Here is a 15,681-nt window from a genome sequence, read left to right on the forward strand (position 1 = left end):
AAGGTACGAAAGGTCAGGGGTCAGGGATGAGCGAGGCCGTTGCCGGCGCCGTAGCCGAGCGGTTCGAAGAGCTGTACGGAGCCGGACCCGAAGGGGTGTGGGCGGCGCCGGGCCGCGTCAACCTCATCGGCGAGCACACCGACTACAACGACGGCTTCGTCATGCCGTTCGCCCTGCCGCACACCGCGCTCGCCGCGGTGGCCCGGCGTGCGGACGGCCGGCTGCGGCTGCACTCCGCGGACGTCGACGGCGGCGTCGTCGAGCTGCGCGTCGAGGACCTCGCCCCCGAGTCGGACAAGGGTTGGACGGCCTACCCGGCGGGTGTGGTGTGGGCGCTGCGCGAGGCCGGTCATCCGGTCACCGGCGCCGACGTCCACCTCGCCTCCACCGTCCCGGCCGGCGCGGGCCTGTCCTCCTCGGCGGCCCTGGAGGTCGTCGTCGCGCTGGCCCTGAACGACCTGTTCGGCCTCGGCCTGCGCGGCTGGCAGCTGGCCCGGCTGTGCCAGCGCGCCGAGAACGTCTACGTCGGCGCCCCGGTCGGCATCATGGACCAGACCGCGTCGGCCTGCTGCGAGGCCGGCCACGCCCTGTTCCTCGACACCCGCGACCTGTCCCAGCGGCAGATCCCGTTCGACCTCGCGGCCGAGGGCATGCGCCTGCTGGTCGTGGACACCCAGGTCAAGCACGCGCACAGCGAGGGCGAGTACGGCAAGCGCCGCGCCGGCTGCGAGAAGGGCGCCGCCCTGCTCGGCGTCGACGCCCTGCGAGACGTGCCGTACGGGGAGCTGGACGCGGCGCTGGCCCGGCTCGGCGACGAGGAGGAGGTCGTCCGCCTGGTCCGCCATGTCGTCACCGAGAACCAGCGGGTGCGGCGGGTGGTGGAGCTGCTGGAGTCCGGCGACACCCGCGCCATCGGCCCGGTCCTCGTCGAGGGTCACGCCTCCCTGCGCGACGACTTCCGGATCTCCTGCCGCGAGCTGGACCTGGTGGTCGACACGGCGCTGGCCTGCGGCGCCCTGGGCGCCCGGATGACCGGCGGCGGCTTCGGCGGCTCGGCGATCGTCCTGGCCGAGACCGCGGACGTGGACGGCATCACCAAGGCGGTCGAGGAGGCCTTCGCGACGGCCGGCCTGACCGCTCCGCGGGTGTTCGAGGCGGTTCCCTCCGCGGGCGCCCGCCGGCTCAGCCGATCCGCTTGACCAGCGTGTACTCCGTGATCCCCGGCGGATAGTCGGGGATCACGCACACCACCTCATAGCCCTGCTTGAGGTAGAACCCGGGCGCCTGGAAGTCCCAGGTCTCCAGGCGTACGGCGGTGCAGCCGCGCTCGGTGCGGGCGAGGTGCTCGGCCCGGGCGAGCAGACGCGAGCCGAGACCGGCGCCGCGATGCCGCTCGTCCACCCACAGCAGGTCGACGTGCAGCCAGCCGGCCCAGGTGCGCCCGACCAGGCCGCCCGCGACAGCGCCCGAGCCGTCCAGCGCCCACACCTGCAGCGGGACGTCCCGTTCGGCGGGGGTGCCGCGCAGGGCGCGCAGCACGGGGGAGGCCGCCGTGTTCGCCTCCCGGAGGCGCGAGCGCAGCAGCTGGCGTCGCTCTTTGTCCACTCGTGCCTCAATACGGAACATGCGGCTCACCCTAAACGCCGGGATCCGCCAGTTCTGCAATTCTCCTTGCCCTGACCGGCTGCGGCCCTACCCTGTGAACAGCACCGGTGGGGGCCGGTGTTCGTTCAGGGGGCGAGTGAAGTCGGGTACGGCGCCCGGCGGGGGGAAGCGGTCCGGTACGGCGGCGGCCGTACGGTTCGCCCGGCCCCTCGGGTGCCGTGTCCGCGCCGGTCGTCGTGCGAGGCCAGTGGGGGTCATCCGTGGTGCGCATCCGAGTCCTGGTCGTCGACGACCACCGCATCTTCGCCGAGTCGCTCGCCGCGGCGCTGGCCGCCGAGCCGGACGTCGAGGTCGCCGCGGCCGGCAGCGGCCCGGCCGCGCTGCGCTCGCTGGAGCGGGCGGCAGCGGAGGGCCGCCGCTTCGACGTGGCCCTGGTCGACGCCGACCTGGGCGCGATGCCGCCCGGCATACGGCCCGCGCCGCCCGCGGTGCAGGGCGGCGACGACGGTGTCGTCGACGGGATCTCCCTGGTTGCTGGGGTGCGCGCGGCGCAGCCGCAGGTGCGGATCGTGGTGCTCGCGGAGAAGGACGACCCGAGGCGCGCGGCGCTCGCCCTGCAGGCCGGGGCTTGCGGCTGGGTCGCCAAGGACTGCTCGCTGTCCCGGCTGCTGTCCGTGATCCGCGGGGTGCTGCGCGAGGAGACGCATCTGCCGCCCGCTCTGCTGACCGGTGTGCTGCGCGAGCTGACGGCCGCGCGCAAGCACCGCACCGAGAGCGAGCGGCTGGTGGAGTCCCTCACCCCGCGCGAGCGGGAGGTGCTGCGCTGCATGGTCGCCGGGCTCGGCCGCAAGGCGGTCGCCGAGCGGCTGTTCCTCTCCCCGCACACCGTGCGCACCCACATGCAGAATGTGCTGGGCAAGCTGGGCGTGCACTCCACCCTCGCGGCCGTGGCACTGGCCCGCCGCGCCGGGGTGGGGCCGGCCGACCTGAGCGGCCCGTCAGCCGGGGATGTTGTCGAACGGGGCGGTCAGCTGGCGTAGCAGCCCGGCCAGTTCGCCGCGCTGCGCGCGGGACAGCTCGGCGAGGATCGCCCGCTCCTGGTCCAGCAGCCCGGCCAGCGCCTGGTCGGCGCGGTCGCGGCCCTCGTCGGTCAGGCGCACCAGCACACCGCGCCGGTCGCTCGGATCGGGCAGCCGCTCCACCAGGCCCTTCTTGGCCAGGCGGTCGATCCGGTTGGTCATCGTCCCGGACGTCACCAGCGTCTGGGTCAGCAGTTGCCCGGGGGAGAGCTGATAGGGGGTGCCCGCGCGCCGCAGCGCCGTCAGCACGTCGAACTCCCACGGCTCCAGGCTGTGCTCGGAGAAGGCAAGACGGCGCGCCCGGTCCAGGTGCCGGGCCAGTCTGCTCACCCGGCTGAGCACCTCGAGCGGTTCCACGTCGAGGTCCGGACGTTCCCGGCGCCACGCTGCGACCAGCCGATCGACCTCGTCCTCCATGGCGATCAGTGTAGTGGTTGTGTCGACATTAAGTCTCTTGATGTCGTGTCTCTTGACATCAAGATAAATCGGCGGGGACAGTGGGCACATGACCAAGCCGACCTGGGACCCGGCCCAGTACCTCCGCCACGCCGGCCACCGCGCCCGCCCCTTCGCCGATCTGCTGGCCCGCGTCCCCGCCCCGCCCGCCGGCCGGCCCCGCATCGCCGACCTCGGCTGCGGCCCCGGCAACGTCACCGCCCTGCTCGCCGAGCGCTGGCCCACCGCGCACATCACCGGCTACGACAACTCGCCCGCGATGCTCGACGCCGCCCACACCGGCCACGAGGGACCCACCGCCGGCGGCGGACACCTCGACTTCGCCCACGCCGACGTCCGCGACTGGACCCCCGCCGAGCCGTACGACGTGATCGTCTCCAACGCCACCCTGCAATGGGTGCCGGGCCACGCGGACCGCTTCGCCGACTGGATCGCCGCCCTGCGGCCCGGCGGCAGCCTCGCCTTCCAGGTCCCCGACAACATCGACGCCCCGCTGCACGCCCTGATGCGCGACCTGGCCGGCACCCCCCGCTGGCGCTCCCGCCTCGCCGACGTCCTGCGCCGCACCGACTCCGTCCACACCCCCGGCGCCTACCTCGACCGTCTCGCCCGGCTCGGCTGCGCCACGGACGTGTGGCAGACGACGTACCTCCATGTCCTGCCCGGCGACGACCCGGTCCTGGACTGGGTCAAGGGCACCGGCCTGCGCCCCGCGCTCACCGCCCTCGCCGACGACCCCGAGGCCCGCGACGCCTTCCTCGCCGAATACCGCGACCTGCTCCGCGAGGCCTACCCGACGGCGCCCTACGGCACCGTCCTGCCCTTCCGCCGCCTGTTCGCCGTAGCCGTCAAGGAGACCCAGGGATGATCACTGCCGTCGACCACGTCCAGCTCGCCGCCCCGCCCGGCAGCGAGGACACCCTGCGCGCCTTCTACACCGGCGTCCTCGGCATGACCGAGATCCCCAAGCCCCCGGTGCTCGCCGCCCGCGGCGGCTGCTGGTTCCAGGCCGGCGCCGTCCGGCTGCACCTCGGCGTCGAGGAGGACTTCCGTCCCGCCCGCAAAGCACACCCCGGGCTGCGCGTCACCGGCATCGAGGCGTACGCCGCCCGTCTCACCGCCCGCGGCGCACACGTGACGTGGGACGACAACCTCCCAGGTCACCTGCGTTTCTACGCCGAGGACCCGGTCGGCAACCGCCTGGAGTTCCTGGAGCCCACGTTTGAGCGGCCCGGATCGGGTCACCCGGAGTGAGGCAACCCCCCGCAGACATGACTGGGAGTGATCAGCCGTGGCAGGCGAGCAGAAGTCCAAGGCCAAGAAGGAAGAGCTCAAGGGCAAGGCCAAGGAAGCGGTCGGCCGCACCGTCGGCAACGAGCGCTTGACCGCCGAGGGCAAGGGCGACCAGATGAAGGGCGACGCCCGCCAGGCCAAGGAGAAGACGAAGGACGTCTTCAAGCACTGAGCACACGGGTGAGGGCCCCCGCGGTGTCCGCGGGGGCCCTCACCCCTGTCGTCATGCCTGCCGTCAGCTCTTGCGGTGACCTATCAGCCGCGGCTTCGGCTCGAGCCCGTCAAGACCGTGCCACGCCAGGTTCACCAGATGGGCGGCGACCTCCGCCTTCTTCGGGCGGCGGACGTCCAGCCACCACTGCCCGGTCAGCGCCACCATCCCGACCAGCGCCTGCGCGTACAGCGGGGCCAGCTTCGCGTCGAAGCCGCGCGACTTGAACTCGCGGCCCAGGATGTCCTCCACCTGGGTGGCGATGTCCGAGATCAGCGAGGCGAAAGAGCCCGTCGACTGGGGGATGGGCGAGTCACGGACCAGGATGCGGAACCCGTCCGTGTACTCCTCGATGTAGTCCAGCAGCGCGAACGCCGCCTGCTCGCACAGCTCACGCGGATGCCCGGCCGTCAGCGAGCTGGTCACCATGTCCAGCAGCCGCCGCATCTCCCGGTCCACGACGACCGCGTACAGCCCTTCCTTGCCGCCGAAGTGCTCGTACACCACCGGTTTGGACACCCCGGCCTTCGCCGCGATCTCCTCCACCGACGTGCCCTCGAAGCCCTTCGCGGCGAACAGGGTCCGACCGATCTCCAGCAGCTGCTGGCGGCGCTCGGCACCGGTCATCCGGGTGCGGCGCACACGCCGCGGCTTGTCATTGCTGGAGGTGCTGGAGTCGGTGGCCACGGCGTCCATCATGCCGCGTCGGCACTCACCTTCCGCCGCCGGGAGCGGTCGTCTTCGCTGCTGCGACGCGAATCGATACGCGAGCGTGACGGCCAGCGCACGTCGTACGCCCAGCCGAGCATCTCGAACCAGCGGATGATCCGCGCCGAGGAGTCGATCTGCCCGCGCATCACACCGTGCCGCGCCGAGGTCGGGTCGGCGTGGTGCAGGTTGTGCCAGGACTCGCCGCACGACAGGACCGCCAGCCACCACACGTTGCCCGAGCGGTCCCGCGACTTGAACGGCCGCTTGCCCACCGCGTGACAGATCGAGTTGATCGACCAGGTGACGTGGTGCAGCAGCGCCACCCGCACGAGTGACCCCCAGAAGAACGCGGTGAACGCGCCCCACCAGGACATCGTCACCAGCCCGCCGATGACCGCCGGCAGCGCCAGCGACAGGGCCGTCCACAGCACGAACTGCCGGGAGATCGCCCGCATCGTCGGGTCCTTGACCAGGTCGGGGGCGTACTTCTCCTGCGGGGTCTGCTCCTCGTCGAACATCCAGGCGATGTGCGCCCACCACAGGCCCTTCATCAGCGCCGGCACGGTCTCCCCGTACCGCCACGGCGAGTGCGGGTCGCCCTCCGCGTCGGAGAACTTGTGGTGCCTGCGGTGGTCCGCCACCCAGCGCACCAGCGGCCCCTCCACCGCCATCGAACCGGCGATCGCCAGCGCGATCTTCAGCGGCCGCTTGGCCTTGAAGGAACCGTGCGTGAAGTGCCGGTGGAAGCCGATCGTGATGCCGTGGCAGCCGAGGTAGTAGAAGAACACCAGCAGGCCGAGATCCAGCCAGCTCACTCCCCAGCCCCAGGCCAGCGGCACCGCGGCCAGCAGCGCGAGGAACGGAACAGTGATGAACAACAGCAGCGCGATCTGCTCGATCGAACGCTTCTGCTCGCCGCCGAGAGTGGCGGCCGGTACGGGCGTGTCGTCCGGCGCCTTACGAGCGTCTGCGATCACATCGGAGGAGCTAGTGGTCATACGCGTCCCCTGTGGGGTCGAGGGTCTGGGCGATGCCTGGCTGCGGAAACCGAGTCCCTTTCCTACGGTTCCGTAACCTACGGCATCGTAAGTATGGCAGCGCGTTGCCCGGCGGCAAGAGCCCATGGGCCTGCGCGTTCCGGCGGCACCTATCCTGGAGTCGGTCGGACAGCGCGGTCCGCTCTGAAGTTTTTCCCGGACGTCCGGCACGCAATCGGTGCCCGTCGCTCGAGACGCTCGTCCGGGTTCCCCTCCCAGACGAGCTTCAACACTGCAAGGAGCCGCACCTGTGAGCAGTGCCGACGACCAGACCACCACCACGAGCAGTGAGCTGCGCGCCGACATCCGCCGGCTGGGCGACCTGCTCGGCGAGACCCTCGTGCGCCAGGAAGGCCCCGAGCTCCTGGACCTGGTGGAGAAGGTCCGCCGACTCACCCGCGAGGACGGCGACGCCGCCGCCGAACTGCTGCGCGGTACCGAACTGGAGACCGCGGCCAAGCTGGTCCGCGCCTTCTCCACCTACTTCCACCTGGCCAACGTCACCGAACAGGTGCACCGCGGCCGCGAACTGCGCGCCAAGCGCGCCGCCGAGGGCGGCCTGCTCTCCCGCACGGCCGACCGGCTCAAGGACGCCGACCCCGACCACCTGCGCGAGACCGTCCAGCACCTGAACGTCCGCCCCGTGTTCACCGCGCACCCCACCGAGGCCGCGCGCCGGTCCGTCCTCAACAAGCTCCGGCGCATCGCCGCACTCCTCGAAGAGCCCGTCCTCGACTCCGACCGGCGCCGCCACGACACCCGTCTGGCCGAGAACATCGACCTCGTCTGGCAGACCGACGAACTGCGCGTCGTACGCCCCGAACCCTCCGACGAGGCCCGCAACGCCATCTACTACCTCGACGAACTGCACGCCGGCGCCGTCGGCGACGTCCTCGAGGACCTCACCGCGGAACTCGAGCGCGTCGGCGTCAAGCTCCCCGACGACACCCGCCCCGTCACCTTCGGCACCTGGATCGGCGGCGACCGCGACGGCAACCCCAACGTGACCCCCCAGGTCACCTGGGACGTGCTCATCCTCCAGCACGAGCACGGCATCAACGACGCCCTCGACATGATCGACGAGCTGCGCGGCCTGCTGTCCAACTCCATCCGCTACACCGGCGCCACCGACGAACTGCTCGACTCCCTCAAGGCCGACCTCGACAAGCTCCCCGAGATCAGCCCCCGCTACAAGCGCCTCAACGCCGAGGAGCCCTACCGGCTCAAGGCCACCTGCATCCGGCAGAAGCTGGAGAACACCAAGCAGCGCCTGGCCACCGGCACCCCCCACGAGACCGGCCGCGACTACCTCGGCACCAGCGAACTCCTCGCCGACCTGCGCATCATCCAGAACTCCCTGCGCGCCCACCGCGGCGGCCTGTTCGCCGACGGCCGCCTCGCCCGCACCATCCGCACCCTCGCCGCCTTCGGCCTCCAGCTCGCCACCATGGACGTCCGCGAACACGCCGACGCCCACCACCACGCCCTCGGGCAGCTCTTCGACCGCCTCGGCGAGGAGTCCTGGCGCTACGCCGACATGCCGCGCGAGTACCGCGCCAAGCTCCTCGCCAAGGAACTGCGCTCCAGAAGGCCGCTCGCGCCCAGCCCCGCCCCCGTCGACGCGGCCGGACTGAAGACCCTCGGCGTCTTCCAGGCCGTCAAGAAGGCCCTGGAGGTCTTCGGACCCGAGGTCATCGAGTCCTACATCATCTCCATGTGCCAGGGCGCCGACGACGTCTTCGCCGCCGCCGTCCTCGCCCGCGAGGCCGGACTGATCGACCTGCACGCCGGCTGGGCGAAGATCGGCATCGTGCCGCTGCTGGAGACCACCGACGAGCTGAAGGCAGCCGACACCATCCTGGAGGAGATGCTCTCCGACCCCTCCTACCGGCGCCTGGTCTCCCTGCGCGGCGACGTCCAGGAGGTCATGCTCGGCTACTCCGACTCCTCCAAGTTCGGCGGCATCACCACCAGCCAGTGGGAGATCCACCGCGCCCAGCGCCGCCTGCGCGACGTCGCCCACCGCTACGGCGTACGCCTGCGCCTCTTCCACGGCCGCGGCGGCACCGTCGGCCGCGGCGGCGGCCCCTCCCACGACGCGATCCTCGCCCAGCCCTGGGGCACCCTGGAAGGCGAGATCAAGGTCACCGAGCAGGGCGAGGTCATCTCCGACAAGTACCTCATCCCCTCCCTCGCCCGGGAGAACCTGGAACTCACGGTCGCGGCCACCCTGCAGGCCTCCGCCCTGCACACCGCCCCCCGCCAGTCCGACGAGGCCCTCGCCCGCTGGGACGCCGCCATGGACGTCGTCTCCGACGCCGCCCACGCCGCCTACCGCCGCCTCGTCGAAGACCCCGACCTGCCGACCTACTTCCTCGCGTCGACGCCGGTCGACCAGCTCGCCGACCTGCACCTGGGCTCCCGGCCCTCCCGCCGCCCCGGCTCCGGCGTCTCCCTCGACGGCCTGCGCGCCATCCCGTGGGTGTTCGGCTGGACCCAGTCCCGGCAGATCGTCCCCGGCTGGTTCGGCGTCGGCTCCGGCCTCAAGGCCCTGCGCGAGGCCGGACTCGACACCGTGCTCGACGAGATGCACCAGCAGTGGCACTTCTTCCGCAACTTCATCTCCAACGTCGAGATGACCCTCGCCAAGACCGACCTGCGCATCGCCCAGCACTACGTCGACACCCTCGTCCCCGACGAGCTCAAGCACGTCTTCGACACCATCAAGGCCGAACACGAGCTGACCGTCGCCGAGGTCCTGCGCGTCACCGGCGAGAGCGAACTCCTCGACGCCCAGCCCGTCCTGAAGCAGACCTTCGCCATCCGCGACGCCTACCTCGACCCGATCAGCTACCTCCAGGTCGCGCTCCTCAAGCGGCAGCGCGAGGCCGTCGCGGCCGACGAACAGCCCGACCCGCTGCTCGCCCGGGCCCTGCTGCTCACCGTCAACGGAGTCGCGGCCGGCCTGCGCAACACCGGCTGACCCGCCACCTCCGGGTCTACGACGGCACACGACGGTGCCCTCGAGCCACACGGCTCGGGGGCACCGTCCCGTACTCAGCGCGGCAGATCAGCCACGGGCCGCCCTGCGGCGCCGCACCACGAGGAAACCGCCGCCCGCGACCAGCGCCGCCGCGACACCCGACAGCACACCCACCGGCGCGCCGTTCCCGGTCTCCGCCAGGTCACCCCCGGCCGCACCGCCCTGGGCCGACGGCGAGGCCGACGCCGACGGGGCAGCACCGGCGGCGGACGCGGACTGCGACGGGGCAGCCCCACCGGCCGGCGCGGACGCCGACGGAGCCGCCGACGCGGACGCCCCGGCCGACGCCGAGGCGGACGCGGACGCCGACGGCACCGAACCGCCCTGCGCCGGCGAGCAGTCCGTCCAGAACACCTTGTGCTTCGCCGCCTTGGATTTCTCACCGGCGAAGTTCCAGAACAGCTTGTAGTGCCCGTCCGGCAGCGACAGATCCGCCGTACGGCCATGACCCGTGCCGTCCAGGGCGATCGCACCGGACTTCACCGTCGCACCCTTCACGCCGGCCGTCGGCGCCCAGGACTCGATGTGCCAGGACACCTGCTGACCGCCGTCAAAACCGAAGGCGTCCAGATAGAACGTGCACACGTGCGGCTCGTTGCGGCGCAACTCCTCGCCCGTCGAAGCATCGTGGATCTTGACCGTGCCGTTGTCTCCGGGCGAGGTCGCATGAGCGGCGGGCGCCGAGAACAGGGCAGCCGCGGCGAGGGCGCACACGGCGCCGACGCGAGTGGGGGTACGCATGGGCAGTCCATCTTCGAGAAGCGAACGGGAAGATGTGGAGGGGGCGGCTCAGCTTCCAGCCCCGCCCGTGACCGGGTCAATCACGAACAGGCAACACTCGGACTCTCCACACCATGGAGAACGCCGATACCGCCCAGACGGTCACGAACGCCGCCGTCAGCAACGCGCCCTCCCGGCCCCGCCGGCCCCCACGCCGGCCCCCACGCCGCCCGCCGCGCCCACCGCGTCAGGAGTTGTACGCGCTCTGCGCCCGCTCCAGACCCTCCGTCACCAGACACTCCACCGCGTCCGCCGCCCGGTCCACGAACCAGTCCAGCTCCTTGCGCTCCGCCGACGCGAAGTCCTTCAGCACGAAGTCCGCCACCTGCATACGCCCCGGCGGCCGCCCGATCCCGCACCGCACCCGGTGATACTCCCGGCCCATCGCCTTGGTGATCGACTTCAGCCCGTTGTGGCCGTTGTCCCCGCCGCCCAGCTTCACCCGCAGCGTCCCGTAATCGATGTCCAGCTCGTCGTGCACCGCCACGACATTCGCCACCGGCACCTTGTAGAAGTCCTTCAGCGCGTTCACCGGACCACCGGACAGGTTCATGTACGACATCGGCTTCACCAGCACCACCCGCCGGTTGGCCGGACCCGGCGGACCGATCCGCCCCTCCACGACCTGCGCCTGCGCCTTGCCGGCCCGCTTGAACTTCCCCCCGATCCGCTCCGCGAGCAGATCCGCCACCATGAACCCGACGTTGTGCCGGTTCATGGCGTACTCCGGCCCGGGGTTCCCGAGCCCGACGATCAGCCAGGGGGCACTGGCAGGGGTGGTCACGTCCATGTCTCCTTGATACGCGCCAGCCGCCGCTCCCGGCGAGGGAAGCGGCGGCTGGTCAGTTGATGACGACCGCGAGGATCAGGCCTCGGCGGCCTCTTCGCCCTCGCCCTCGGCACCCTCGACGGCCTCCTCGGCCTGCGCGGCCAGGACCTGAAGGACGACCGCGTCCTCCTCGACGGCCAGCTTGACGCCCTTCGGCAGGGTGATGTCCTTGGCGAGGACGGAGGCGCCGGCCTCCAGGCCCTCGACGGACACCGTCACGGCCTCGGGGATGTGCGTGGCCTCGGCCTCGACCGGCAGGGCGTTCAGCACGTGCTCGAGCAGGTTGCCACCCGGGGCCAGCTCGCCCTCGGCGTGCACCGGGATCTCGACCGTGACCGTCTCGCCGCGCTGCACGAGCTGCAGGTCCACGTGCTCCAGGAAGCCCTTCAGCGGGTCGCGCTGCACGGCCTTCGGGATCGCCAGCTCGTTGCGCTGACCGTCGATGTCCAGCGCGATCAGGACGTTCGGCGTACGCAGCGCCAGCAGCAGCTCGTGGCCCGGCAGCGTCAGGTGCAGCGGGTCGGAACCGTGACCGTACAGAACACCGGGAACCTTGTTGTCGCGGCGGATACGACGCGCGGCACCCTTGCCGAACTCGGTGCGCGTGGCGGCGGCGAGCTTGACCTCGGACATACTGATCACTCCTCGTAGGAAGCAGAAACGGACGGGTCACCCGGCCAACGAACGGCCTGCTACGAAGAGCGCGTCGATTACGGACCGCCGCACCACACGGGTACGGCCTCCCTCGCCGAGCAACCTGAGCAGTCTACTCGGAGAAGAAGGCCGTACCAAAAGGATCACAGAGGGGCCGGCCGGCCTGTGCAGAACCCTTCCTGCACAGCGGCCGCCGCACGCCCCGCGCGCTCCTACTGCTCGTCGAACAGGCTCGTCACCGAACCGTCCTCGAACACCTCACGCACCGCCGACGCGATCGTCGGCGCGATCGACAGCACCGTGATCTTGTCCAGCTCACGGTTCAGCTCACCCGGCGTCGGCAGCGTGTTCGTGAACACGAACTCACTCACCCGCGAGTTCTTCAGCCGGTCCGCCGCCGGACCCGACAGCACACCGTGCGTCGCCGTCACGATGACGTCCTCCGCACCGTGCGCGAACAGCGCGTCCGCAGCCGCACAGATCGTGCCACCGGTGTCGATCATGTCGTCCACCAGCACACAGACCCGGCCCTTGACCTCACCCACGACCTCGTGGACGGTCACCTGGTTCGCCACGTCCTTGTCACGCCGCTTGTGCACGATCGCCAGCGGCGCACCCAGACGGTCGCACCAGCGGTCCGCCACCCGCACCCGGCCGGCGTCCGGAGACACCACCGTCAGCTTCGAACGGTCCACCTTGCGGCCCACGTAGTCCGCCAGCAGCGGCAGCGCGAACAGATGGTCCACCGGACCGTCGAAGAAGCCCTGGATCTGGTCCGTGTGCAGATCCACGGTCAGGATGCGGTCCGCACCCGCCGTCTTCATCAGATCCGCGATCAGACGCGCCGAGATCGGTTCACGACCACGGTGCTTCTTGTCCTGCCGCGCGTAACCGTAGAACGGCACGATCACCGTGATGGAGCGGGCCGACGCACGCTTCAGCGCGTCGATCATGATCAGCTGCTCCATGATCCACTTGTTGATCGGAGCCGTGTGGCTCTGGATCAGGAAGCAGTCCGCACCACGAGCAGACTCCTGATAACGGACATAGATCTCACCATTGGCGAAGTCGAAGGCCTTCGTCGGGACGACCCCGACACCCAGCTGCTGGGCGACCTCCTCGGCAAGCTCGGGGTGGGCGCGGCCGGAGAAGAACATCATCTTCTTCTCGCCGGTCGTCTTGATCCCGGTCACAGCACTGTCTCCTCAGAGGTGTTCTCAGCTGCATGTCGAGAGACCTCGCCGCTGGGGCGCGGCGGCAGGCCGTCTCAGCTGGTGGGGGTGCGGGTGTGTGCACTTATCACGGTACGCCGTCTTCGACGCACCTGTTTCGGTCAGCCCTCGCCGTCCGACTCCCGGGACGCCGCCTCGGCCGCCTTCGCCGCCGCGCTCCCGGGACGCTTGCGCGCCACCCAACCCTCGATATTCCGCTGCTGACCACGGGCCACGGCCAGCGAACCGGGCGGCACATCCTTGGTGATCACAGAGCCGGCAGCCGTGTAGGCACCGTCCCCGACCGTGACAGGCGCCACAAACATGTTGTCCGATCCGGTACGGCAATGCGACCCGACCGTCGTGTGGTGCTTCTTCTCACCGTCGTAGTTCACGAACACACTCGCGGCACCGATGTTCGTGTACTCACCGATCGTCGCGTCACCGACGTAACTCAGATGCGGAACCTTCGTCCCCTCACCGATCTCGGCGTTCTTCGTCTCCACATACGTACCGATCTTGCCCTTACGGCCCAGACGCGTCCCCGGCCGCAGATACGCGAACGGACCCACCGACGCCTCCGGCCCGACCTCCGCACCGTCCGACACCGTGTTGTCCACCCGCGCCCCCGCACCGACCCGCGTGTCGTGCAGCCGGCTGTTCGGACCGACCTCCGCACCCTCGGCCACATGCGTCGCACCCGTCAGCTGCGTCCCCGGATGCACCACGGCGTCCTGCTCGAACGTCACCGTCACATCCACCCACGTACTGGCCGGATCCACCACCGTGACCCCACCGAGCATGGCAGCCGTCAGCAACCGCTCGTTCAGGATCCGCCGGGCCTCCGACAACTGCACACGGTTGTTGATCCCCGCGATCTCCCGATGATCGGCGGCCACCGACGCACCCACCCGATGCCCGGCCCCGCGCAGGATGCCCAGCACATCGGTCAGATACTCCTCACCCTGACTGTTGTCCGTCCGCACCTGCTTCAGCGCATCCGCCAGCAGCGCCCCGTCGAACGCGAACACCCCGGAATTGATCTCCCGGATCTCCCGCTGCGTCTCGGACGCGTCCTTGTGCTCCACGATCGCCGTCACCGCACCGGAGTCGTCCCGCACGATCCGCCCGTACCCCGTCGCGTCCGGCACCTCGGCCGTCAGCACGGTCACCGCGTTGCCGTCGGCCGCATGCGTCGCCGCCAGCCGCGACAGCGTGTCACCGGTCAGCAGGGGAGTGTCCCCGCACACCACGACCACGGTCCCCTCGACACCCCCGCCCAGCTCCTGCAACGCCATCCGCACGGCGTGCCCGGTGCCGTTCTGCTGCTCCTGCACGGCGGTGCGGACGGCGGGGTCGATCCCGGCGAGGTGCGCGGTGACCTTCTCCCGCGCGTGCCCCACCACGACGACCAGGTTCTCGGGGTCCAACTGTCGGGCGGAGGCCAGCACATGGCCGACGAGGCTGCGACCGCAGATCTCGTGCAGCACCTTCGGTGTGGCCGACTTCATACGGGTGCCCTCACCCGCTGCGAGTACGACGACGGCGGCCGGGCGGATGACGCTCACGGGGGTGCCCTTCGGCTGGTGACGGGGTGGGGGTGGACATCCGCAGGATACCGGGGCGTTTGGCGGGGGAAATGAGTGCGGGTCCTGACGGTGCTGTCACCGGTCAGGACCCGAACTGAGCAAGTGCTCCCGGGGGAGGACTCGAACCCCCATGATCAGAACCAAAATCTGACGTCTTGCCCTTAGACGACCCGGGATTACCGCTATGTCCGATTCTGTAGATCGGGTGCGGTGGCAGCCCCTACTATGCCGCACCAGGCGCCTTCGATGCGACGGTACAACTCGGCGCTTTGCCGCACGGTGAGTACGAGACACCCCCGATAGCCGTCGCCGGTGTTCTTGCGCACGGTTTTCGGGTTGTGACGCTTGAGGGTTGTCTTGCCGAAGGTGTCGCGGCCCGCCTGGAGCAGCCGCATCCAGTACTCCTCTGCCGCCGCCACGTCCGCCGTCTCGTGGATCATCAGGCGGAAGCCGATGTCCTCACGGGGTACCCGCAACAACTCGAGCCAGGCGACGAACAGGCGGATCACGTCGGGGTCGCTGTTGACGAAGGTGACTCGCTCACGCCGGGCGTGTGGTTTGTCCTTGGTTCCCTCGGCCCAGTAGAGAGCTACTCCGGCGATGAACAACTCGCGGTCGGAGAGTTCACCGATCGCCCGCGCCGCTGCTTCTTTTGTCTGCTGCCGCTTCTCCTCCCGCACCGCGAGTTCGTGCTCCCACCGCTTCCGGGCCGCCAGCCTCGCCTGTTCCGCCGGGTCGCGGCGCTCGGGCTTGGGTAGATCCCGTACCCAGAGTGAGATCGAGCTCTTGGAGCAGCCCAGCTCCAGCTGGATCTGGTCGTAGGTGCAGCCCTGCAGCCGTAACTCGCGAGCCTTCGCCCTCAGATCGTCCTTGGCGTTCGGGCGCTTCGTCCATTCCGGCGGGGGCTCGCCCTTGATCAGTTGGTTGAGGATGTCGTTGTTGAAGATCTTCAGCTCGTCGCGGATCTGGCGGAGGCTGAGGCCGGCCCGTCGAAGGGCCACTGCCCGCTCCCGCAGGCCCTCGAAGTCCGCGTACTTGCCGTTGGTATGTGCCATGTCCATACCGTCCGGGCGGAATGGTGGGTTCAGTAGGGAAAGCGGGTCGTGTTCACCTGTTCGAGGGATATCCGCCCGTACTCGAAACTCGCCGGAAGAGGCGCGGAGGGCGATCGTAGGCTGGGGGT

The 15,681-nt window shown here is 70.3% G+C and carries 16 protein-coding genes and 1 tRNA gene; 6 read left to right on the forward strand and 11 right to left on the reverse strand.

The window, feature by feature from the left end; genetic code table 11:
- Window positions 1-26 precede the first annotated feature (26 nt).
- Window positions 27-1,199, forward strand: coding sequence for a galactokinase (gene galK, locus ACZ64A_RS22205; RefSeq protein ID WP_469812418.1), 1,173 nt, complete (start codon window positions 27-29; stop codon window positions 1,197-1,199).
- Here galK and ACZ64A_RS22210 read toward each other — a convergent pair.
- Entirely contained in the window at window positions 1,183-1,626 is a 444-nt protein-coding gene (locus ACZ64A_RS22210; protein ID WP_469812420.1) for a GNAT family N-acetyltransferase, read from the reverse strand. The two genes, galK and ACZ64A_RS22210, sit on opposite strands and share 17 nt — an antisense overlap.
- 239 nt (window positions 1,627-1,865) lie before the next feature.
- Between ACZ64A_RS22210 and ACZ64A_RS22215 the strand changes: the two genes are divergently transcribed.
- Window positions 1,866-2,645, forward strand: coding sequence for a LuxR C-terminal-related transcriptional regulator (locus ACZ64A_RS22215; RefSeq protein ID WP_469812422.1), 780 nt, complete (start codon window positions 1,866-1,868; stop codon window positions 2,643-2,645).
- On the opposite strand, the gene tamR is transcribed toward ACZ64A_RS22215, so the two are convergent.
- Window positions 2,604-3,101 carry a MarR family transcriptional regulator TamR gene (gene tamR, locus ACZ64A_RS22220; protein ID WP_059196100.1) on the reverse strand — a complete coding sequence of 166 codons (498 nt, stop codon included), beginning with the start codon at window positions 3,099-3,101 and terminating at the stop codon, window positions 2,604-2,606. The genes ACZ64A_RS22215 and tamR overlap by 42 nt on opposite strands.
- 88 nt (window positions 3,102-3,189) lie before the next feature.
- Between tamR and ACZ64A_RS22225 the strand changes: the two genes are divergently transcribed.
- Genes ACZ64A_RS22225 through ACZ64A_RS22235 form a run of 3 tightly spaced genes read left to right on the forward strand, consistent with a single transcriptional unit; the run spans window position 3,190 to window position 4,605 of the window.
- Window positions 3,190-4,008: a trans-aconitate 2-methyltransferase gene (locus ACZ64A_RS22225; RefSeq protein WP_469812424.1), complete on the forward strand. Its 819-nt coding sequence runs from the start codon at window positions 3,190-3,192 to the stop codon at window positions 4,006-4,008.
- Window positions 4,005-4,394: a VOC family protein gene (locus tag ACZ64A_RS22230; RefSeq protein WP_469812425.1), complete on the forward strand. Its 390-nt coding sequence runs from the start codon at window positions 4,005-4,007 to the stop codon at window positions 4,392-4,394. The genes ACZ64A_RS22225 and ACZ64A_RS22230 overlap by 4 nt, the downstream gene beginning before the upstream one ends.
- 37 nt (window positions 4,395-4,431) lie before the next feature.
- The gene (locus ACZ64A_RS22235) at window positions 4,432-4,605 is read left to right on the forward strand and encodes a CsbD family protein (protein ID WP_469812427.1); all 174 of its coding nucleotides are present in this window, start codon (window positions 4,432-4,434) and stop codon (window positions 4,603-4,605) included.
- A gap of 63 nt (window positions 4,606-4,668) precedes the next feature.
- Here the strand turns inward: ACZ64A_RS22235 and ACZ64A_RS22240 are convergent, their stop codons facing one another.
- Entirely contained in the window at window positions 4,669-5,343 is a 675-nt protein-coding gene (locus tag ACZ64A_RS22240) for a TetR/AcrR family transcriptional regulator (RefSeq protein ID WP_361628412.1), read from the reverse strand.
- Window positions 5,340-6,353: an acyl-CoA desaturase gene (locus tag ACZ64A_RS22245; protein ID WP_469812429.1), complete on the reverse strand. Its 1,014-nt coding sequence runs from the start codon at window positions 6,351-6,353 to the stop codon at window positions 5,340-5,342. Before ACZ64A_RS22245 ends, ACZ64A_RS22240 begins: the two co-directional genes overlap by 4 nt.
- A 289-nt stretch (window positions 6,354-6,642) precedes the next feature.
- Here ACZ64A_RS22245 and ppc point away from each other — a divergent pair, with 289 nt between their 5' ends.
- On the forward strand, window positions 6,643-9,375 hold the full coding sequence (gene ppc, locus ACZ64A_RS22250) for a phosphoenolpyruvate carboxylase (RefSeq protein ID WP_469812431.1): 2,733 nt from the start codon (window positions 6,643-6,645) through the stop codon (window positions 9,373-9,375).
- 87 nt (window positions 9,376-9,462) lie between these two features.
- On the opposite strand, the gene ACZ64A_RS22255 is transcribed toward ppc, so the two are convergent.
- The 7 genes from ACZ64A_RS22255 to ACZ64A_RS22285 form a co-directional block, all read right to left on the reverse strand.
- Window positions 9,463-10,176, reverse strand: coding sequence for an LPXTG cell wall anchor domain-containing protein (locus tag ACZ64A_RS22255; protein ID WP_469812433.1), 714 nt, complete (start codon window positions 10,174-10,176; stop codon window positions 9,463-9,465).
- A 226-nt stretch (window positions 10,177-10,402) separates the two neighbouring features.
- Entirely contained in the window at window positions 10,403-11,005 is a 603-nt protein-coding gene (pth, locus tag ACZ64A_RS22260; protein WP_469812435.1) for an aminoacyl-tRNA hydrolase, read from the reverse strand.
- 75 nt (window positions 11,006-11,080) lie between these two features.
- Window positions 11,081-11,677, reverse strand: a complete 597-nt coding sequence (locus ACZ64A_RS22265) for a 50S ribosomal protein L25/general stress protein Ctc (protein ID WP_469812437.1) — start codon at window positions 11,675-11,677, stop codon at window positions 11,081-11,083.
- Window positions 11,678-11,910: 233 nt separating this feature from the next.
- Window positions 11,911-12,891, reverse strand: coding sequence for a ribose-phosphate diphosphokinase (locus ACZ64A_RS22270; RefSeq protein WP_361628432.1), 981 nt, complete (start codon window positions 12,889-12,891; stop codon window positions 11,911-11,913).
- A gap of 140 nt (window positions 12,892-13,031) precedes the next feature.
- Window positions 13,032-14,477, reverse strand: coding sequence for a bifunctional UDP-N-acetylglucosamine diphosphorylase/glucosamine-1-phosphate N-acetyltransferase GlmU (glmU, locus tag ACZ64A_RS22275; protein WP_469812439.1), 1,446 nt, complete (start codon window positions 14,475-14,477; stop codon window positions 13,032-13,034).
- Between the two features lie 126 nt (window positions 14,478-14,603).
- A tRNA-Gln gene (locus ACZ64A_RS22280) sits at window positions 14,604-14,674 on the reverse strand.
- Between the two features lie 6 nt (window positions 14,675-14,680).
- Window positions 14,681-15,553, reverse strand: coding sequence for a hypothetical protein (locus ACZ64A_RS22285; RefSeq protein ID WP_469812441.1), 873 nt, complete (start codon window positions 15,551-15,553; stop codon window positions 14,681-14,683).
- Between the last annotated feature and the right edge of the window lie 128 nt (window positions 15,554-15,681).

Source organism: Streptomyces sp. NPDC104814 (assembly GCF_055583185.1).